A 19,604-nucleotide genomic window follows, 5' to 3' on the forward strand; every position below is an offset into this window, starting at 1 on the left:
GGCTGACGTGCTCGGCCGTCCTGCCGTGCCCCTCGCCGCCGCCCTCGACGGGGCCTCGGCCGGTGCTGGAGGAGTCCGGCGGACCGCGCGGCCGGCCCAAGACCTCCGGCGGGCGCGGCGTCCACGTCCTCGTGCCGATCGAACCGTGCCGGCCCTCCACCCGGGTGCGCCGCGCCGCCGTCGCCGCCGGGCGGGAGCCGGAACGGCGGTCGCCCCGGCGGGTCACCACCGTGTGGTGGAAGGAGGAACGCGGCGAGCGCGTCTTCGTCGACCACCACCAGACCGCCCGGGACCGCACCGTCGCCTCCGCCTGCTCGGGGCGCCCCCGTCCGCGCGCCCCGTCTCCGCGCCGCTGCGCCGGGAGGAGGCCGGCGACGCGCACCCGCGGGCCTTCGGCATCACGGCCATGCCCGCGCGCTTCGCCGAACTCGGCGACGTGCACGCGGACATGGACGACCACGCCCGTTCCCCCGACGCCCCGCCGGAACTGGCGGCGAAGGACGAGCGCGACCACGGACTCGGCGATCTGCCGTACCCGCCCGAGTGTCCGAAGACGCCGGACGAACCCGGGCGGGTGCGGCCGAGCCGGGCCAGGAAGCCCGCTCGCGGCGCGGAGCGGGCTACAGCTCCTTGATCCGGACGTCCCGGTACGAGATCACGTCCGTCGTGCTGTGCACCTGGAGCCCGAGGTAACCGGAGGCGAACCGCCGCCCGTCGGTGCCCGGGTCGTCCGAGCGCGCCGGGGAGAAGTCCTGACCGCCGAAGTTGTCGAACTCGTTGATCAGCACGCCGTTGCGGTAGACCGAGTAGTGCTGGTCGACCACCCGGATCTCGTAGTCGTTCCAGGTGCCCTTCCCGGTGACGCCGGCCCCGGCGAGCCCGACCCGGTCGAAGCCGTAGACCGACCCGGTCTTGTACATGTCGCCGCTCGGACTGTCGAACACCTGCACCTCGTGCCCGTACTTGATGGCGACCCACTCCGGCCGGGACTCCTCCGGGTGGTCGTGGACCCACGGGAAGCGTACGAACACACCGCCGTTGGCGTTGCCGGTGCCCGGCGCGTCGTCGCGCCACTGGAGCTTCAGCGAGAAGTCGCCGTACTTGCGCTCGGGGAACCACAGCATGCCCATGCCCGGCGTGCCGGTGCCGGAGGTGATGGACCCGTCCCCGTTCAGCGCGAACGAACCACCGCCCACCTGCTCCCACTTCGCGAACGACTCCTGGCTGCCGTCGAGGATCGTGCGGTAGCCCTCGGTCTGTCCGGGCTTGCCGATCCCGGACCGGCGGGCGGCCTTGTCGATCGCCCTGACCTCGCGCTTGTCGACGACGCCCTCCTCCAGGAGCGCGTCCAGGACCTCCCCGACGTGCTTGAGGAAGAGCGCCTGGGACGTCCACTCCTTCTCGTCCTCGATCAGCTCGTTGATCCGGCACCGGTTGTTCGTCACCCGGTTCGGCACCCCCGAGTCGACCGTGCCGACGATCACCGTCAGGCGCTCGTCGTACTCCGGACAGGGCGGCGCGGGCACGCCCCCGCCCGCCACCACCGTGAAGCTCACGCTCAGCGGCTCGGACGTGTTGCCCGCCCTGTCGCTCGCCCGGTACGTCACGGTGTGCGCGCCGACCCGGTCGACGACCACGGGCGCGGTGTACGCCAGGTAGGGACCGGCGTCGAGCGAGTACTCGATGCCAGCCACGCCCGAACCGCCCTCGTCCGCGGCGCTGACGGTCACCTTGGCGGTGCCGACGTACGCGCCGTCGGAGTTCCTGGTGCCCTCCACGGTCGCGCCGGTCACCGGTGCGGTGGTGTCCTGCGGGGGAGCGGCGACGACCGTGAACCCGACGCTCTTGTCCGCCGCGACGTTGCCCGCCTTGTCGGTGGCGCGGTAGTGCACGGTGCGGGTGCCCGCCTGGTGCACCATCACCGGCGCGGTGTACGCCTGCCAGGCGCCGTCGCCGATCGCGTACTCGATGGTGTTGACGCCGCTGCCGGTGTCGGAGGCGGTGACCGTCACCGTCGCCATGTCGAGGTACGCGCCGTCCGCGTCCTTCTCGCCGCTGACCGTCGCCGAGGTCTCCGGCGGGGTCGTGTCGTCGGTCGGCGGGGCGACCACGGTGAACGTGACGCTCTTCTCGGCGGCGGCGTTGCCCGCCTTGTCGAACGCCCGGTAGCGGACCGTGTGGTCGCCGACCCGGTCGACGACGACCGGCGCGGTGTACGGCTGCCAGGCGCCGTCGGCACCGATCGCGTACTCGACGCGGTCGACACCGGATCCGGCGTCGGTCGCGGCGATCGTCACGCTCGCCGCGCCGACGTACTGGCCCTCGGCGTTCCGCGTGCCCTCGACGTCCGCCGAGGTCTGGGGCGCCGTCGTGTCGGAGCCGCCGCCCTCGGTCACCACGAGCACGCCCTGCATCTGGCCGTGGCCGGGGATCGTGCAGTGGTACAGGTAGCGGCCCGGGGTGAGGGTGACCTCGGCGGTGTGCTTGCCGCCCTGGGCGTCGAACGGGTTGGCCAGGATGTTGAGCTGGACGTCGCTGTTGTACCCGGGGTCGCTCGTCACGAACGTCAGCGTGTGCGGCATGCCGGTGGTGTTGCCGGTCGCCGCGCTGTTCTCGAAGACGATCGTCGCCGGTCCGGCCACCGCCGTCTCGGGCGCGGAGGCGTACCTGGTGATGTCGTCGCCCGCGGTCCAGGTGAGGACCTGCTCGGCGGCCTCGGTCCCGGACGCGGCCCCGGGCTGTCCGGACGCGGACGTGGCCTGGAGGCCGAGCATCATCAGCAGGCCGGCCAGCAGGGCGGCCCACATTCTTCGTCGCCGTATCACTCGCTCCCCCTCGCCAGCTGTCCGGCGGCCGGGGTCGGCCCGCCGCCCTCGTAGGTGACCCGCCACAGGGCCGACCTGGAGTCCGAGGTGAAGAAGCCGCGGCCGTAGTCCTGGACGTACAGCGCGCCGTCCGGACCGAACTTCCAGTCCATCAGGTTCTTGATGCCGTCGTTGCCGACCGGCACGATCCTCTTCAGCGACTCCGCGTGCACCGGCAGACCGCCGTCGCCCTGCGTCCTCGGGTCCATCAGCACCGCGTTGCGCGGCTGGTCGGCGTCGTAGAAGTCGCCGACGAACCACTTGCCGTCCCAGTAGGCCGGCCACTTGGCGGCGCTCGTGCTCGCCGCGTCGTAGCGGTAGACCGGGCCGTTCATCGCGGCCTGGCCGCCGCCCTTGAGCCAGGGCAGCTGGTAGGTGGCCTCGTCCTGTTCGTACGACGGGACGCCGTTCTCGTCGCGCGGGAAGTCGGGGCCGCCGCCCTGCGGTGAGTACCAGATGTTGTTGCCGGTCACCGGCGGCAGATTGACCAGGCCGTCGTTGTTCGGCGACTCGTTCCTCGGGTGGTCGCAGTCGTACCAGCCCAGCGGCTTCGAGGGGTCCGGCAGGTTCCGGTCCCGGTACGGCTGCTTGTTGCCCATGCAGTACGGCCAGCCCCGGTTGCCCGCCTCGGTGATCACGGCGAACGTGTCGTACTTCGCCGGGCCCCACGTCGGCGACGGGGCGCCCGCGTCCGGGCCGACCCAGCCCGCGTAGAGGGTGTCGGTCGACTTGTCGACGGAGATGCGCGCCGGGTTGCGCACGCCCATCACGTAGATCTCGCCGCGCGTCTTGCCGCCGCCCTCGGCGGTCTCCTTGCCGGTGAACAGGTTGCCCTCCGGGAGCGTGTACGTCCCGTCCGGCTCCGGGTGGATGCGCAGGATCTTGCCGTTGAGGTTGTTGGTGTTGCCGGCGGTGCGGCGCGCGTCGGCGAAGGACACGCCCTTGAAGGCGGGCTCCGGGTTGTTGCCCGAGTAACCGCCGCTGAAGCCGCTGGAGTTGTTGTCACCGGTGGCGATGTACAGGTTGCCCTTGGAGTCCCAGGCCATCCCGCCGCCGGCGTGGCAGCAGCTGTGGATCTGCACCGGCCACGCGAGCAGCACCTTCTCGCTGCCCAGGTCCAGCTTGTTCGTCGCCCGGTCGAGCGTGAAGCGGGAGACGCGCCGCTCGGCCATGTGCGTGTCGCGGTTGATCCGCGAGTGCGGGGTGTAGTGCAGGTACACCCACCCGTTCTCCTCGAACCCCGGGTCCAGCTCGATGCCGAGCAGCCCCTCCTCGATCTTGACCAGTTCGTCGCCGCCGCCCTTGTTGCCGAAGACGGTCAGCTCGCCGGCGAGCGTGACCTTCCCGGTCCTCGGGTCCCAGACGTGGATCTGGCCCTTGCCCTTGCCGATGTCGGGGTCGTTCCAGTCCGTGATCACGGGCCGGGACGAGTCCGCACCGCCCCGGCCGATGGAGAACACCCGGCCGTCGGGCGCGGTGACCAGGCCGTGCGGCTCGCCGATCTGGTCGTTCTGCCCCGGCTGGTTGGGCCGGGTCAGCCGCTCGGCCTTGTAGTTGCCGGCGATGGTCGCCTTGCAGTCGGCCCGCACCAGCCGCGTCGTCCACAGCAGGGCGCCGCGCAGATGGGCGCGGAAGTCGGTCTCGTCGTACGACGACACCGTGCCGCCCATGCCGGTGTAGAAGGACCGCCCGCCGTCGTAGTCCCGGCACCAGCTGACCGGGTGGTCCCACCCGTTGGCGCTCGCTCCGGGCCGGTACGTCGACTCGCGCACCCGGGCGACCGTGTGGACGTCGCCGGACGGGTTCTTCTGCCAGTTGAACCACTGGTCGGGCCGTTTCCACTGGACCGGCAGGTCCTTGGTGGCCGGATGGTTCCGGTCGCCGACCTCGACGGTGGCCCGCTGGACACCCGTCGGGCTGGACGCGGCGGGGCGGGCTCCGACCAGACCGGTGAACCAGTCCGAGTACGGCTCCGCGCGGGCCGCGTCGTGGATGCCGACGAAACCGCCGCCGGCCTCCATGTACGCCTCCAGGCCCGCCTCCTGGTCCGGGTCGAGGACGTCACCGCCCCCGGTCAGGAACACGATCGCGTTGAAGCGGCCGAGTTTCCTGTCGTCGGTGAAGACCGAGGCGTCGTCCGTGGCCTCGACCTTGAAGCGTTCCCCCGCCGGTCCGGACAGCCCGATCCGCTCGATCGCCGCGATCCCGGCGTTCACCACCGGTGATTCGTCCCCGGCCGCGGCGGACCCGTAGAAGACGAGGACGCGGACGTTCTCGCCGCCCGGCGGCGACTTGATGGACATCGTTGTCAGGGCTGGATCCGGCGCCGGCCGCGCGCCGGCGGCAGGGGCGGACAGCAGTCCCGCGGCGACGAACCCGGCGGTCGCGAACGCCGCCCAGCCCTTTCTTCTCGCGCTCAACCCTCGTAAGTGCATGGGCACCTCCTCGGTCACGGCAGCAGCGCCAAGGAAGTTAGACCTCTTTGCGTGATTCGCCAATAGGTATCACCGGGATGGATCGAACTTTGTCCTGAGTGTGGATAAACGGCTCGGAGGCCGGTACCGTCTCACAGGCTCATCACAGCTACGTCTGAGCAGATTCCGTACCAGTGTGGGGAGTTCGGCATGGACAGACGCGGCTTCAACCGGCGGGTGCTGCTGGGCGGCGCCGCCGCCGCGACATCGTTGTCGGCGATCCCGGGGCCGGCGGACGCCGCCGACCGGTCGCAGGCGGTGCAGGCGGCGACGGCGCCGGCCGGCGGCAAGGTGAAGCACATCAGGCTGTACGCCGAGAAGCTGCCCGACGGGCAGATGGGGTACGGCCTGGAGAAGGGCGGGGCGACGGTCCCGGGCCCGCTGATCGAGCTCAACGAGGGCGACACGCTGCACATCGAGTTCACCAACACGATGGACGTGGCGGCGAGTCTGCACGTCCACGGCCTCGACTACGAGATCTCCAGCGACGGCACGAGGATGAACCGGAGCGACGTCGAGCCCGGCGGCACCCGCACCTACACCTGGCGCACCCACGCGCCCGGCCGCCGGGAGGACGGCACCTGGCGGCCGGGCAGCGCGGGGTACTGGCACTACCACGACCACGTCGTCGGTACCGAACACGGCACGGGCGGCATCCGGGGCGGCCTCTACGGCCCGGTGATCGTGCGCCGCAAGGGCGACGTGCTGCCGGACGCCACGCACACCATCGTCTTCAACGACATGCGCATCAACAACCGCGCCCCGCACACGGGTCCGGACTTCGAGGCCACCGTGGGCGACCGCGTCGAGTTCGTGATGATCACGCACGGCGAGTACTACCACACCTTCCACATGCACGGTCACCGCTGGGCCGACAACCGCACCGGCACGCTCACCGGTCCGGAGGACCCCAGCCGGGTCGTCGACAACAAGATCGTCGGCCCGGCGGACTCCTTCGGCTTCCAGGTGATCGCGGGGGAGGGGGTCGGCGCCGGGGCGTGGATGTACCACTGCCACGTGCAGAGCCACTCCGACATGGGGATGGTGGGGCTGTTCCTGGTGAAGAAGGCGGACGGCACGATCCCCGGGTACGACCCGCACGAGCACGCGGGGACGGCCGGGAAGACCCCGGAGCACGAGCACTGACGGCGCTCCCCTCCCCAGGGGAGGGAAGCCCTCTTCCGCCCGGCGGCTGCCGCTATCCTGAGCGGCAGCCGCCGAGGAGGAGCGCCCGTGACCGAGACCGCGCCGCGTCCCACGCTGGAGGCCGTGGCCGCGCGGGCGGGGGTCTCACGGGCCACCGTGTCCCGCGTGGTCAACGGGGCGCACGGGGTGCGGGACGCGCTGGCCGAGCGGGTCCGGCGCGCGGTGGAGGAGCTCGGCTACGTCCCCAACCGGGCCGCCCGCAGCCTGGTGACGAGACGCCACGACGCCGTCGCCGTCGTCGCCGCCGAACCGGAGACCCGCGTCTTCACCGACCCCTACTTCGCCCAGCAGCTGCGCGGCATCAGCAAGGAGCTGACCGCCCACGACAGCCAGCTCGTCCTGTTGCTCACCGAGGGCCGCGAGGACCACGCCCGCGTCGGCCGCTACCTGGCCGGAGGGCACGTCGACGGCGCCCTCGTCTTCTCCCTCCACCTCGACGACCCGCTGCCCGGTCTGGTCCGCGGCGCCGGCCTGCCGACGGTGTTCGGCGGACGGCCCGGCTGGGACGACGGCCGGGACGACGTGGTCTACGTGGACAGCGACAACCGCGGCGGCGCCCGCGAGGCCGTACGCCACCTGGCCGGCCTCGGCCGCACCCGCATCGCGCACATCACCGGCCCGCTCGACCAGACCTCCGCCGCCGACCGGCTCGCGGGTTTCCGGGACGTCCGCGCGGACGCCTGCCCGGGGCTGATCGCGCGCGGGGACTTCACGCCGGGCGGGGGTGAGCGGGCGATGCGGGAACTGCTGGAGCGGTGCCCGGACCTGGACGCGGTGTTCGCGGCCAACGACCTCACCGCGGCGGGCGCCCTGCGGGTGCTGCGCGAGCGCGGACGGCGGGTGCCGGACGACGTGGCCGTGGTCGGCTTCGACGACATGCTGCCCGTCGCCGAGCAGACCGACCCCCCGCTGACCACGGTCCGCCAGGACATCGAGGGGATGGGCCGGCTGATGGCCCGCCTGCTGCTGCGCGGCCTGGACCGCGGCACCGTCCTCCCGGAGGACTCCCGGGCGACGGCGGCGGACACGCCGGCCGGCGTCGTCCTGCCGACGACCCTGGTCCACCGAGCCACCGCGTGAGCCGGAGCGCGGAGCCCCTACGCCTTCCGCGGCGCCGGCCCGAGCACCGCGAACCGGGCGCCGTACGGGTCGGCGAGCCGGGCGAGGCGCCCGACGCCCTCGATGTCCGTCACGGGCATCCGCACCGTGCCGCCCAGCTCCCCGGCCCGGGCGACCGTGGCGTCCGCGTCGGCGGCCGCGAAGTACGGCAGCCAGTGGGCGTGCGTCTCCAGCGGGTCGTCGGCGAGCGGGACGAAGCCGCCGAACATGCTCTCCTCGCCCTCCCCGGCCGGGTTCACGCACGTGTACGTCCCGGCGTCGGGGAACGGGACGGCGGAGGTCTCCAGCCCCAGCACCGCCCGGTAGTACGCGGCGGCGGCCGCGACGTCCGGCGTGTACAGCTCGACCCAGCACAGCGCGCCGGTCTCGCCGGCCGCGCCCAGGCCGCCGAGCCGGCCCGGCTGCCACACGCCGAACACCGCCCCGGCCCGGTCGGCGAGCATCGCCACGGTGCCCTGGCCCATCACGTCCACCGGCCGCGTGAGCACACCGCCGTGGGCCTGCCCGGAGGCCTTGGCGGCGGCCTGCGCGTCGGGGACCTGGAAGTACACCGTCCAGGACGGCGGCCCCTGCTCCGGCGTCGTCCGCGCGCCGCCGGCCACGATCCGGCCGTCCAGTTCGAAGAAGCCGTAACCCCCGGCCTCGGGCCCCGCCGACCGGAACCGCCAGCCGAAGAGACCACCGTAGAAGGACGCGGCGCCGTCGATGTCGGACGTGCCGACGTCGGCCCAGTTCGGAGCGCCGGTGACAAAACGGGTGGTGAGCATCATCGCCCTCCTCGGAAGGGTCCCGTTGCCTGCACTGCCGAGTCTTCCACCGACCACCGGCCGTCGCTCCCGCGCGCAGCCGTGCGCGCCCGCCCGCGCCGGGGGACCGCCGGGAGGTCCCCCGGCGCGGGCGCGGGCGCGGGCCCGGCCGGGCGTCGTTGATCCCGCGTTGATCGAACGTTTTTCGTCACGGGGCACGCTCCTGCCCATGCACATCGACACGATCGCGACGCCCGACATCGCCTGGCAGCAGGAGGCGTTGTGCGCCCAGACCGGAGCGGATTTCTTCTTCCCCGAGCCCGGGAGCTCCGTGCGGGACGCCAAGCGGATCTGCGCCCGGTGCCCGATCCGCCCGGCCTGCCTGGACTACGCGCTGAGCAACGACGAGCGCTTCGGCGTCTGGGGCGGACTGTCGGAGAAGGAACGGCTGGCGCTGCGGCGCACCGCGCGCTGAGCCGGGCCGGACGCACGACGCGTGCGCGGCGCGGCGGGCCGGGGCCGCGGCGACCTGCCCCGGACCCGGCGCCGCGCCGTCGAGGGCGCGGTCAGCCCGCCGCGCGGGCCGCCATCCGCGCCTTGCGCGCCGCCAGCTTCTCGTCGAACTTGGCGGCCTCCGCGTCCAGCCCGCTCATGTACAGCCCGAGCTCCTCCTGGGCCTGCTGTCCCTCGGGGCCGAGGCCGTCGATCTCCATGATCTTCAGGAAGCGCAGCACGGGCTGGATCACGTCGTCGTGGTGGATGCGCAGGTTGTAGACCTCGCCGATGGCCATCTGCGCGGCGGCGCGCTCGAAGCCGGGGATGCCGTGGCCGGGCATCCGGAAGTTCACGACCACGTCCCGCACGGCCTGCATGGTCAGGTCGGGAGCGAGCTCGAAGGCGGCCTTGAGCAGGTTCCGGTAGAAGACCATGTGCAGGTTCTCGTCGGTCGCGATGCGGGCCAGCATGCGGTCGCAGACCGGGTCGCCGGACTGGTGGCCGGTGTTGCGGTGCGAGATGCGGGTGGCCAGCTCCTGGAAGGCGACGTACGCCACCGAGTGGAGCATCGAGTGGCGGTTGTCCGACTCGAAGCCCTCGCTCATGTGGGCCATGCGGAACTGCTCCAGCTTGTCCGGGTCGACGGCGCGCGAGGCGAGCAGGTAGTCGCGCATCACGATGCCGTGCCGGCCCTCCTCGGCGGTCCAGCGGTGCACCCAGGTGCCCCAGGCGCCGTCGCGGCCGAACAGGGACGCGATCTCGTGGTGGTAGCTGGGCAGGTTGTCCTCCGTCAGGAGGTTCACCACGAGCGCGATCCGGCCGATCTCGGTGACCTTGGACTGCTCCTTCTCCCAGGCCTCGCCGTCCTCGAAGAGCCCCGGGAAGTTACGGCCGTCGCTCCACGGCACGTACTCGTGCGGCATCCAGTCCTTGGCGACCTTCAGGTGCCGGTTGAGTTCGGTCTCGACCACTTCCTCGAGGGCGTACAGCAGCCGGGCATCGGTCCAAGCGGCGGAGGTGCCGAGGTGAGGAGAGGTGATCGTCACGGGTACTCCAGGGGACGTACGACAGAGCGGAATGCGAACCGGCGAGCGGTGCCGGAACCTACGGGATCGTAGGCTACGAAACCGTAGGTTACGAGACCGTAGGTTAAAAGCACTGTAAAGACGGCTGATCAACCGCCCTCGACCAGGGTGTGGCGCGACCCGGGTCCACGGGCCGGGGGCCGGACGGACGACGGGCCGAGGCGGCGCCGGCCGGCCGTCGCGCGGTGCGGACCCGAGGGAAGGGAACCCCCGTCGGTGTCCCCCGGTTCCCCCCGACTCTTGACCCACCTGGCTGTCGTGACGGTGCGGGTCACCGATCCGCGCGGTCTCCCGTGCTTCCATCACGCCAGGAGGCACACGACATGGCTGACGACCGACAGCAGAACCCCCGCTTCGGGACCCCCGCGTCCCGGCGCCGCGTACTGGCCGCGGCGGCCCTGGCGCCCGTACTCGCCGGGGTGCCCGCCCGCGCCGGCGCCCAGCCCGCAGGACCGGACGACGGTGCGCCGGTCGAGCCCGTGATGACCGGACCGGCGGACTGGGTGGACGTCGGCGAGGCCCTCGGGCGGACCGGTGACATGAGGCGGTTCATGTACCACACGGGCTTTCCGCGCCGGGACCTCACGGTCTTCTCCCGCGGCGTCCGGGTCGACCCCGCGCTCGCTCTGGGCACGCATGTGTCCTTCGTCCGTTACGCCGACCACAGCACCTTCCTGATGGGCGACATGGTGGTCACCGAGCGCGAACTGCAGGACTTCATCGACGTCCTGCACCAGCACGGGATCGAACAGACCGCCATCCACAAGCACCTGCTCGCCCACGAGCCGGCCGTCTGGTGGATCCACGTGCACGCGCACGGCCACGACCCGGTCGCCGTCGCCCGCGGCCTGCGCGCCGCGCTCGAGCGCACCGGCACCCCGCTCGCCCAACCCCTCGCCGTCTCACCGCCCGCGGACCTGGACACCGCCGCGATCGACGCCGCGCTGGGCGTCGAGGGCTACGTCGACGACAGCATCTACAGGTGCACGTACGTCCGTCGCGAGACCATCACCGACGGCCGGGTGATCCTGCCCCCGGGGCTGGGCTCCACCAGCGCCGTCGGCTTCCAGCCGCTCGGCGGTGGACGGGCCGTGCTCAGCGGCGACCTGGCGCTGGTCGCCCACGAGGTCCAGCCCGCCCTCATGGCCCTGCGACGCGGTGGGATCGAACTCGTCGAGCTGCACCACCACAACCTGACCGACGAGCCACGCCTGTTCTTCGTCCACTACTGGGCCGTCGGCGACGCGGTGAGCCTCGCCAAGGGCCTCCGGCCGGCCGTGGACACCACCGACGTCGTGCCCATGCCCCTGAAAACGGCCTGACGGCCGGCGCCGACGAGCGGTCACCCGCCCGTCCGGCGCCGGCGCCGGCGCCGGCCTGGGCCTCGGCCCGGCCCCGGCCGACCCGACGCACCGCGGTTCCCCGCACGCGCCCGGCTCGGCCGCGCCGGCGCCCGGCCTGCCGCCGGCACGCTTTCCGCCCGGCCGGCACCGGCCGCTGCTAGGCGGGGGGTGCGACGGCGTCCGGTGTGGACTCCTTCAGCTCCCCCTCCTCCAGCAGCAGCCGGCGCGTGACGCCGATCGAATCCAGGAACGGCATGTCGTGACTGGCCACGATCAGCGCCCCCTCGTACGACTCCAGGGCCGTGGTGAGCTGCCGGACGCTCGCCATGTCCAGGTTGTTCGTCGGCTCGTCCAGCATGAGCAGCTGGGGCGCGGGCTCGGCCAGCATCAGCGCGGCCAGGGAGGCCCGGAAGCGTTCGCCGCCGGACAGCGTCGACGCCTTCTGGTCGGCCCGGGCGCCCCGGAACAGGAAGCGGGCCAGCCGCGCCCGGATCCGGTTGTTCGTCGCGCCCGGCGAGAAGCGGGCCACGTTCTCGGCGACGGTCAGCTCGTCGTCGAGGACGTCGAGGCGCTGGGGCAGGAACCGCAGCGGGACGTGCGCGGTCGCCTCGCCCGACACCGGCTCCAGCTCCCCGGCGACGGTGCGCAGCAGCGTGGTCTTGCCCGCGCCGTTGCGGCCGGTCAGCGCGATCCGCTCGGGACCGTGCAGATCGAGACCGCCCGCGACCCGCGCGCCGTGCGCGAGCACCAGATCCCGCAGGGTGAGCACGGACCGGCCCGGCGGGACGGCCGTGTACGGCAGGTCGACGCGGATCTCGTCGTCGTCCCGCACGGCCTCCACCGCGTCGTCGAGCCGCTCCCTGGCCTCGGCGAGCTTCTCCTCGTGCATGACGCGGTACTTGCCGGCGGACTCCTGGGCGGTGCGCTTGCGCATCCTCATCACCGCCCGGGGCTCGCGCTTGGTGTCGTACATCTTCTGTCCGTAGCGCTTGCGCCGGGACAGGACGACCTGGGCGTCCGACAGTTCGCGCTTCTGCCTGCGCAGATCGGCCTCGGCGACGCGCACCATGCGCTCCGCCGCCTCCTGCTCGACGGCCAGGGCCTCCTCGTACGCCGAGAAGCTGCCGCCGTACCGGGTGATCCCGCCGGACCGCAGGTCCGCGATCTGGTCGACGAGGCCGAGGAGTTCGCGGTCGTGGCTGACCACGACCAGCACCCCCGGCCAGGAGGCGACGGCCGCGTAGAGCCGCCTGCGGGCGTACAGGTCGAGGTTGTTGGTCGGCTCGTCCAGCAGCAGGACGTCCGGCCGGCGCAGCAGCAGGGCCGCCAGCCGGAGCAGGACGGACTCGCCGCCGGACACCTCGCCGATGGTGCGGTCCAGCGACACGTGGCCGAGGCCGAGCTCGCCGAGCGTGGCGAGGGCGCGCTCCTCGACGTCCCAGTCGTCGCCGACGGCCTCGAAGTGCTCCTCGGCCGCGTCACCGGCCTCGATGGCGTGCAGCGCGGCCCGCTGCGCGGCGATGCCGAGCGCCTCGTCGACCCGCAGGCCGGTGTCGAGCGTGACGTTCTGCGGGAGGTGCCCCACCTCGCCGGCCACGTGGACGGTGCCGCCGGCGGGGACGAGCTGCCCGGCGATCAGCTTCAACAGGGTGGACTTTCCCGAGCCGTTGACGCCGACGAGCCCGGTCCGGCCGGGGCCGAAAGCGGTGTCGAGACCGTCGAAGAGGGGGGTGCCGTCGGGCCAGGCGAAGGAGAGGGCCGTACAGGTGATGGATGCAGACATACAGGGTCTCCGCGGTTGCTCGATGCGGTCAGGGGCAAACGCGTATCGAGACACCGGGAAGCGGCGGCCGCCGTCGGGCGTGGGAAGGAGGGTCCGCGGGTCGGCGGACAGGGAGAAGCCCTGTTCCGCGAGGGACGGCCCGAACGCCGAGGTCGCACGCTACGCACACCCGTACAAGGGGGGTGGCGCGGTGTCTCAGAACCTCAGACGAGCAACGTCCTTCTCCGATCGGCGGCGACAGAAGCGTTGTACACCGTAGGAAAGCCCGCTCCGGGGTGTCAACGGTTTATCGCGGATCGGTCTCACGGCCCCGAGGAGGCACCGTGCCCGACGGATCACTCTCACTGCCGGCCCGGCTCTGCCTGCTGGCCTGGGATCCCGCGCGGCCCGGGACCGCCGACACCGCGCGGCTGCACCACCTGGTGCGCGCCGGCGCCCTCACCGAACTCGCCCGGCGCGGCCTGCTCACCGACGACGACGGCATCGCCACACCCGTCGACCTGGACCGCCGCACCGGCGACGCCGTCCTCGACGGGCTGCTGGACCTCGTCCGCGAGTCCGTGCCGCGCCGCTGGCGGGCGTGGGTGCGGCCGTACGCGCGGGTCACCTTCGACGCCGTCCGGGAACAGCTGGTGGCGGGCGGGTACCTGCGGGCCGAGAAGAAGCGGGTGCTCGGGGTGTTCCCCTCCGTGGACCACGTCCTGGCCCGGGTCGCCGCGGCACAGGTGCTGCGCGAGGAGGCGCGGGAGGTCCTGGACGGCCCGCTGCCGGCCGGGGAGGTCCCGGCGCGGGACGCGCTCGTCGTCGCCCTGGCCGCCGCGGCCGGACTGCGGGCTCTGGGGCCCGTGGGGGACCGGGCGCGCAGGGAGGGACGGATCGAGGAGCTGACCGCGCGCGGTGCCACGGCGGCACCCGGCCTGGGGAAGGTCCTGCGCGAGGTGCGGGCGGCGGTGAGCGCGGAGGCGGCGCGCGCGGTGGCCCCGGCGGGCGGCTGACGGCCACCGGGCGGGGCCGCCCGGGGTTCACGCCCGCCCGGTGGCCTCGACCGTGCGGTGCGGGACGGTGGCCGGCCGGGCCGTCCGGGCCGGCGGGCGGCCGCTCAGCAGGTGCCCCGCATCAGCTCGGCCAGGCCGTGGTCCAGGTCCAGCTGCAGATGCTCCAGGCCCACCGGCACCAGCTCGCTGGTGGCCTGCAGGAACCGGCGCAGTTCGCCGGAGCGGACGTGGACGACGGCGGTGCCTTCGGGGGCGTGGAACTCCAGGACGGTGCGGTCGTACCCGTACGGCCGCACCCGGACGTCACCGTGGCCGTCGGGCTCCCGCATCCCGGCGATGAGCAGCTCGCGGGAGAAGGTCCAGCAGACCTCCACCCCCTCCAGGGTGGCCGGGGCCGGGAAGGTCATGCGGACGGCGAACGGGTCGCCGCGGTCGTAGTGCAGCGTGGCGGGAATGCTCGGCATACGCGGTGCGGCGGCGACGAGACGCGCCTCGACGGGCTGCTCGATGACGGTGGACAACGCCTTGCTCCCTCGTGACGGCTGGGCGGACTTCCGGGGTGGTGCGGGCCGGGCACTGGAAGAGACGACGGAACCAGCCGATCCGTGCACACGATGTGCGAGTGACCTCTGTCACCGCCTTCATGCACGCGAGTGACACGACTCTCCCCGGGCGCCCCGTACGGCACTTGGGACCCCGGTGCCCCGCGCGGCCCTCTGGACGCCACCGGAGCGGTGGACTAGCTTCGCCCGCCATGAGGCGCTTGGGGAGCACGCGACGCACGGCACCAACCACCCCGTCCCGTGGACGGCGCACGGCACGGCTGCTGACCGCCGCGGCGGTGTGCGTGGCGGCGTCGGCGACGCTGACCGCGGCCCCCGCGCAGGCCCACCGGTCCCCGCACTGGGAGGGGAAGGAGACCGGCACGCCCGACGTGCGCTTCCGCGGACTCGCCGCCGTCGGCCGGCACACCGCCTGGGTGGCCGGCGGCCGCGGCACCGTGCTGCGCACCACCGACGGCGGCGACACCTGGCGCGACGTGTCACCGCCGGGCGCCGAGGGGCTGGAGTTCCGCGACATCGAGGCGTTCGACGCCCGCCGGGCCGTGGCCCTGTCCATCGGAGAGGGCGAGGCGTCCCGCGTCTACCGCACCGACGACGGCGGCACGACCTGGACGGAGTCCTTCCGCAACACCGACCCGCGGGCCTTCTACGACTGCCTCACCTTCTTCGACCACCGCCACGGCCTCGCCATGAGCGACCCGGTCGACGGGAGGTTCCGCCTCCTGTCGACCCGCGACGGCGGACGCTCCTGGACGGTGCTGCCGAGCGAGGGGATGCCGGCCGCGCAGGACGGCGAGGCCGGGTTCGCCGCCAGTGGGCAGTGCCTGGTCGCGTCCGGGCCGAAGGACGTCTGGCTGGCCACCGGCGGCGCCGCACGCGCGCGCGTGCTGCACTCCGCCGACCGGGGGCTCACCTGGACCGCCTCCGACGCCCCGGTCCCGGCGGGCGATCCGGCGCGGGGCATCTTCGCCCTCGCCTTCCGCGACCGTGTCCACGGCCTGGCGGTGGGCGGTGACTACCGCCCGGACCAGGCCTCCCCGAGCCCCGCGGCGCGGACCACCGACGGCGGCCGCACCTGGCGGACCGCCGGGACGCCCCCGCCCGCCTACCGCTCCGGCGCCGCCTGGCTCCCGCACAGCCATGCCACCGCCCTCGCGGTCGGCCCCACCGGGACCGACCTCACCACGGACGGCGGCCGCACCTGGCGCACCGTCGACACGGGCTCGTACGACACCGTGGACTGCGCCCCGGACCTGGCCTGTTGGGCGTCCGGCGAGCAGGGGCGGGTGGCCCGGCTGGAGCGCTGACACCGCGCGGGGACCGGGCGTCCGCCCGTGCCGCGGGCGTCCGTTCGCCGAGCGCGGGGGGAAGTGAGCGGACGTGCCGCGCGGTTCGAGCCCCGAGCGGGAGCGGCGGACGGCGCTCGGGGCCGCGGCGGGGCTCCCGGGCCCCACCCGCGACCGGCCGTCCCGGGAGGCCGGACGCCGTGGCGTCAGCGGCCGTTCGCACAGGGACGGGGGCGAGCCGCGGAGCGCCCGGCGAGCGAGCCGCACCGGCCCTACCGGAGGGTCTCCCGGTACGGCTCCAGCGCCGGCGCCGTCTTCGTGGCGACGAACTCGGTGACGCGGTACGCGCACACACCCGCCACGACGAAGGGATCGCCCGCGGTGATCTCCTCGATCCGCGCCCGGCTCTCCGCAACGGCGACGATCACCCCGCCGTCGCGGGGCTCCTTGCGGCCGGAGGCCAGGAACACCCCTCGTTCGTACAGCCCGTCGAGCCAGGCCACGTGGTCCGGCAGCACGGCGTCGACGGCTTCGAGCGGGGCGGTGTAGGACAGTTCCAGTACGAACACGATCGCGAGCCTACTCCGGCGCTCCCGTAGGCTTGCCGTCACCATGACGACCGTGACCGCGCAGACCCCCGCCGACTGGCCCGCGACCGAGGAGCGGGCCCGCGCCGTCCAGGACGCACTGCGGGTGCGGGTGGTGCTCGACGAACCGGGCCCGCCTCCCGGTACGGGACGTGTGACCGGCGTCGACGTCGCCTACGACGACGAACGGGACGTCGTCGCGGCGGCCGCCGTCGTCCTCGACGCCGCCACCCTCGCCGTGGTCGCCGAGGCCACCGCCGTCGGGCGGATCTCCTTCCCCTACGTGCCCGGCCTGCTCGCCTTCCGCGAGATCCCCACCGTCCTCGCCGCCCTGCACGCGCTGCCCTGCCCGCCCGGCCTGGTCGTCTGCGACGGCTACGGGCTCGCCCATCCGCGCCGCTTCGGCCTCGCCAGCCACCTCGGCGTGCTCACCGGGCTGCCCACGATCGGCGTCGCCAAGAACCCGTTCACCTTCGCCCACGACGCCCCGAGGACACCGCGCGGCAGCGCGTCCCCGCTGCTCGACGGTGCCGAGGAGGTCGGGCGCGCGCTGCGGACGCGCGACGCGGTCAAGCCGGTCTTCGTCTCCGTCGGCCACCGCGTGAGCCTCGACAACGCCTGCGCGCACACCCTGGCGCTGACCCCCGCCTACCGCCTGCCGGAGACGACCCGCAGGGCGGACGCCCTGTGCCGCGCCGCCCTGCGGGACGCCACCTACCCGGCCTGACCGTCGACGCTCCAACGGCCCACCTCCCGGTACTCCGAGTCGTGGATCACCGACGCGTCGCCGGGCCGGAGCGGGTAGTGCCGCAGGTTGCCGCCCCAGTACCGCAGGATCCGCTGCAATTCGCCCACGGGGTCCGCGGCGACGGGGCCGTCGTCCATGGTGACTTCGAGGAGGAACTTCGTCATGCCCTCCATGGTTTCATTGAACTGTCCTGTGAGGCTTTTCCGTGCCCCGTGACAGGATTTCCCAGGTCAGACGCCTCTCTGAGGGCGCGAAGCCTCGAAGCAGGGGTACGGCCGCCGGACCCTTCGGGACCGTGCCGCGGGCCGGTCCGCCCGAGACGCCCTTCACTTCGGCACGACGAGGTCCGGCGCGTGGCCGGAAGCGGCCGTCCGGTGGCTGATCCGCCGGCCGTCGTCCGGGTACGGGACGCCGACGGGCCGGGGGACGTCGATCGGGTCGTCCGCGTCGCTGCCGGGCTCGGGGCCCGGAGGGCCGGGGTGGTGCTCTTCGCCCCGCGTGCTCGTCCGTCGCACCGCCGCTGACGAGCGGGGCGGTGTACGCCGCCGCGCCGAGGGGCCGGGGCCACCGGACGGTGCGGCGCGTGCGGTTCCTGCGGGCGGGCGTCCTCAGGGTGTTCCCCCGTGCGGTCGCGGCGGGCCCGGCGGCCCCCAGGGCTCGGGGGACCCGAGTACCCGTACGGATGTGCGGTGTCAGTGGGGGGCGTCAGGCTGTGCGCATGACGACGTACCGCGCATCCGAGTCCTCCGCCCGCCCGGGCCGGCCCCTCGAACGGGCGGCGACCGCCGGTCTGGTCCTCGCCGTGACGGCCGGAGCGGCCTGGATCGGCGGGATGATCTGCACGATCGCCCGCTGGTCGGGGTAGCGACCCCGAGGACCGGCCACCGGGCCGGGCGTCACCGCCGCGCGACCACCCGGAAGCCGATCCCCGCCGCCCGCAGACGCCCGGTCAGCGCGTCGCCCATCGCCGCCGCCGTCGTGACCTGGCCGGCGGTCGGCGGCAGGTCGTCGACGGCGAGGGACAGCGCCGCCTCGGCGAACATCTTCGCCGTCTCGTCGTAGCCCGGGTCGCCGCCCGAGACCTCGGTGAACACCCGGCGGCCGCCGCCCTCGCCCACGAAGCGGACCCGGAACCAGCTCTTCGCGCGCTTCTGCGGGCTCGGCCCGTCACCCGGTTGCAGCAGACCGGACAGGCGGCGCCGCACCGGCGGGACCTGCGCCGCGGCCACCAGCGCGCCCAGCGCCGCCACCCCGCCCACCGCGACGGGCAGGTGCCGGACGGCCGCGTAGTGGCGGTAGCGGAAGTCGGGGCCGTACCGGTCCAGCGCCGCGGCGGAACGCCGCACGATCTGCGGATCGACGGTGGGCAGCGGCAGCGCCCAGGCCCCCACCTCGCCCGCGTAGCGGGGGGTGCCCGTCGGCGTCACCGCCCGGCGGCCCACCAGCCGCGGCTCGTGCCGGCGCCGGTCCCGCGCCGCGGCCCGCATCTGCCGGCCGCGGGCCAACTGGCCCAGCGCGGAGGCGAACGTCCCGCCGGAGAAGGCGGCGTCGGCGGTCACGAAACCGTCCACGGTCAGCGGCACGCCCTCCGGCAGCTGCCGCACCGTGAAGTACACGCCCAGGTCGTGCGGCACGGAGTCGAAGCCGCACGCGTGCACCAGCCGCGCGCCGGTCTCCCGCGCGCGTGCGTCGTGCCGCACGTACACGAGGTCCACGAACTCGGGCTCGCCCGTCAGGTCCAGGTAGTCCGCGCCGGTGTCCGCGCAGGCGGCGACGAGTCCCTCGCCGTACCGGACGTACGGGCCGACCGTCGAGGCGACCACGCGCGCCTGCTCGGCGAGCGCGCGCAGGGAGGCCGGGTCGGACACGTCGGCCCGCAGCGTGCCGACGTCCGTGCCGGCGGGCAGCCGCCCGGCGAGCCGCCGCAGCTTCCGCTCGTCGCGGCCGGCGATCGCCCAGCGCAGTCCCTCGGGCGCGTGCGCGGCGAGGTACTGCGCGGTCAGTCCGCCGACGAAACCGGTCGCCCCGAAGAGCACGATGTCGTACGGCCGATCCGCCCTGTTCAGCCTGCTCATGACACTCCTTCGCCACCGTTCGGCGCCCCGTCGGCGTCCTTCGGCGGCCTCGTCGCCAACCCTTGGGCCCACAGCACGCGCCGTCGCCGGTGGCCGAGGCTAGCGTGAGGAGTGCCGAGCCCGGCGACGCGCCTGCCCCATAATTGGCTAAGCGCTTGCTCGCCAGGCCTTGTGCCGAGTGGAACACGTTCTTAGCATCGCTGGTGTTACATCAGTTGTGTCACGACGCTGGGGG

Annotated in this window: 18 protein-coding genes and 1 pseudogene; 9 read left to right on the forward strand and 10 right to left on the reverse strand. The window is 73.7% G+C overall.

Annotated elements, in window-relative coordinates:
• Nucleotides 1-56: 56 nt before the first annotated feature.
• Nucleotides 57-634 (forward strand): annotated as a pseudogene (gene ligD, locus ACZ4V6_RS22530) (non-homologous end-joining DNA ligase LigD); the annotation flags it as partial.
• Here the strand turns inward: ligD and ACZ4V6_RS22535 are convergent.
• On the reverse strand, nucleotides 621-2,807 hold the full coding sequence (locus ACZ4V6_RS22535; RefSeq protein ID WP_467830174.1) for an OmpL47-type beta-barrel domain-containing protein: 2,187 nt from the start codon (nucleotides 2,805-2,807) through the stop codon (nucleotides 621-623). The pseudogene ligD and the gene ACZ4V6_RS22535 sit on opposite strands and share 14 nt — an antisense overlap.
• 14 nt (nucleotides 2,808-2,821) lie before the next feature.
• A complete protein-coding gene (locus ACZ4V6_RS22540) occupies nucleotides 2,822-5,299 on the reverse strand; it encodes a ThuA domain-containing protein (RefSeq protein ID WP_467830176.1) in 2,478 nt (825 codons plus the stop codon).
• Nucleotides 5,300-5,488: 189 nt separating this feature from the next.
• Between ACZ4V6_RS22540 and ACZ4V6_RS22545 the strand changes: the two genes are divergently transcribed.
• Both ACZ4V6_RS22545 and ACZ4V6_RS22550 read left to right on the forward strand, forming a co-directional pair.
• Complete coding sequence (locus tag ACZ4V6_RS22545; protein ID WP_467830179.1) at nucleotides 5,489-6,484, forward strand: multicopper oxidase domain-containing protein; 996 nt, start codon at nucleotides 5,489-5,491, stop codon at nucleotides 6,482-6,484.
• Between the two features lie 87 nt (nucleotides 6,485-6,571).
• Nucleotides 6,572-7,624, forward strand: a complete 1,053-nt coding sequence (locus tag ACZ4V6_RS22550) for a LacI family DNA-binding transcriptional regulator (RefSeq protein WP_467830181.1) — start codon at nucleotides 6,572-6,574, stop codon at nucleotides 7,622-7,624.
• Between the two features lie 17 nt (nucleotides 7,625-7,641).
• Here the strand turns inward: ACZ4V6_RS22550 and ACZ4V6_RS22555 are convergent, their stop codons facing one another.
• A complete protein-coding gene (locus ACZ4V6_RS22555; protein ID WP_467830307.1) occupies nucleotides 7,642-8,430 on the reverse strand; it encodes a VOC family protein in 789 nt (262 codons plus the stop codon).
• 208 nt (nucleotides 8,431-8,638) lie between these two features.
• Between ACZ4V6_RS22555 and ACZ4V6_RS22560 the strand changes: the two genes are divergently transcribed.
• Nucleotides 8,639-8,884 carry a WhiB family transcriptional regulator gene (locus ACZ4V6_RS22560; RefSeq protein WP_467830183.1) on the forward strand — a complete coding sequence of 82 codons (246 nt, stop codon included), beginning with the start codon at nucleotides 8,639-8,641 and terminating at the stop codon, nucleotides 8,882-8,884.
• A gap of 91 nt (nucleotides 8,885-8,975) precedes the next feature.
• Here ACZ4V6_RS22560 and ACZ4V6_RS22565 read toward each other — a convergent pair whose 3' ends face one another.
• A complete protein-coding gene (locus ACZ4V6_RS22565) occupies nucleotides 8,976-9,950 on the reverse strand; it encodes an acyl-ACP desaturase (protein WP_467830186.1) in 975 nt (324 codons plus the stop codon).
• A gap of 362 nt (nucleotides 9,951-10,312) precedes the next feature.
• On the opposite strand from ACZ4V6_RS22565, the gene ACZ4V6_RS22570 reads away from it, so the two are divergent.
• A complete protein-coding gene (locus ACZ4V6_RS22570; protein WP_467830189.1) occupies nucleotides 10,313-11,311 on the forward strand; it encodes a DUF1259 domain-containing protein in 999 nt (332 codons plus the stop codon).
• Between the two features lie 178 nt (nucleotides 11,312-11,489).
• Here the strand turns inward: ACZ4V6_RS22570 and ACZ4V6_RS22575 are convergent, their stop codons facing one another.
• Nucleotides 11,490-13,115, reverse strand: a complete 1,626-nt coding sequence (locus tag ACZ4V6_RS22575) for an ABC-F family ATP-binding cassette domain-containing protein (protein ID WP_467830191.1) — start codon at nucleotides 13,113-13,115, stop codon at nucleotides 11,490-11,492.
• 323 nt (nucleotides 13,116-13,438) lie between these two features.
• Here ACZ4V6_RS22575 and ACZ4V6_RS22580 point away from each other — a divergent pair, with 323 nt between their 5' ends.
• On the forward strand, nucleotides 13,439-14,110 hold the full coding sequence (locus tag ACZ4V6_RS22580; RefSeq protein WP_467830193.1) for a GOLPH3/VPS74 family protein: 672 nt from the start codon (nucleotides 13,439-13,441) through the stop codon (nucleotides 14,108-14,110).
• A gap of 104 nt (nucleotides 14,111-14,214) precedes the next feature.
• Here ACZ4V6_RS22580 and ssgD read toward each other — a convergent pair whose 3' ends face one another.
• Complete coding sequence (gene ssgD, locus ACZ4V6_RS22585; RefSeq protein WP_467830195.1) at nucleotides 14,215-14,631, reverse strand: spore wall synthesis regulator SsgD; 417 nt, start codon at nucleotides 14,629-14,631, stop codon at nucleotides 14,215-14,217.
• A gap of 302 nt (nucleotides 14,632-14,933) precedes the next feature.
• Here ssgD and ACZ4V6_RS22590 point away from each other — a divergent pair, with 302 nt between their 5' ends.
• Entirely contained in the window at nucleotides 14,934-15,980 is a 1,047-nt protein-coding gene (locus ACZ4V6_RS22590) for a WD40/YVTN/BNR-like repeat-containing protein (RefSeq protein WP_467830309.1), read from the forward strand.
• A 251-nt stretch (nucleotides 15,981-16,231) separates the two neighbouring features.
• Here the strand turns inward: ACZ4V6_RS22590 and ACZ4V6_RS22595 are convergent, their stop codons facing one another.
• Nucleotides 16,232-16,528, reverse strand: coding sequence for a YciI family protein (locus ACZ4V6_RS22595; RefSeq protein WP_467830197.1), 297 nt, complete (start codon nucleotides 16,526-16,528; stop codon nucleotides 16,232-16,234).
• A gap of 43 nt (nucleotides 16,529-16,571) precedes the next feature.
• Here ACZ4V6_RS22595 and ACZ4V6_RS22600 point away from each other — a divergent pair, with 43 nt between their 5' ends.
• Entirely contained in the window at nucleotides 16,572-17,273 is a 702-nt protein-coding gene (locus ACZ4V6_RS22600; RefSeq protein WP_467830200.1) for an endonuclease V, read from the forward strand.
• On the opposite strand, the gene ACZ4V6_RS22605 is transcribed toward ACZ4V6_RS22600, so the two are convergent.
• Together ACZ4V6_RS22605 and ACZ4V6_RS22610 are read right to left on the reverse strand one after the other, a co-directional pair.
• Nucleotides 17,261-17,458 carry a hypothetical protein gene (locus ACZ4V6_RS22605; RefSeq protein WP_467830202.1) on the reverse strand — a complete coding sequence of 66 codons (198 nt, stop codon included), beginning with the start codon at nucleotides 17,456-17,458 and terminating at the stop codon, nucleotides 17,261-17,263. The two genes, ACZ4V6_RS22600 and ACZ4V6_RS22605, sit on opposite strands and share 13 nt — an antisense overlap.
• A gap of 162 nt (nucleotides 17,459-17,620) precedes the next feature.
• Entirely contained in the window at nucleotides 17,621-17,809 is a 189-nt protein-coding gene (locus tag ACZ4V6_RS22610) for a hypothetical protein (RefSeq protein WP_467830205.1), read from the reverse strand.
• A 203-nt stretch (nucleotides 17,810-18,012) separates the two neighbouring features.
• Here ACZ4V6_RS22610 and mmpA point away from each other — a divergent pair, with 203 nt between their 5' ends.
• Complete coding sequence (gene mmpA, locus ACZ4V6_RS22615) at nucleotides 18,013-18,159, forward strand: morphogenic membrane protein MmpA (RefSeq protein ID WP_467830207.1); 147 nt, start codon at nucleotides 18,013-18,015, stop codon at nucleotides 18,157-18,159.
• A gap of 31 nt (nucleotides 18,160-18,190) precedes the next feature.
• Here the strand turns inward: mmpA and ACZ4V6_RS22620 are convergent, their stop codons facing one another.
• Nucleotides 18,191-19,369, reverse strand: coding sequence for a saccharopine dehydrogenase family protein (locus tag ACZ4V6_RS22620; RefSeq protein WP_467830209.1), 1,179 nt, complete (start codon nucleotides 19,367-19,369; stop codon nucleotides 18,191-18,193).
• Nucleotides 19,370-19,604 lie beyond the last annotated feature (235 nt).

It is taken from the genome of Streptomyces sp. NPDC029152, from assembly GCF_055564355.1.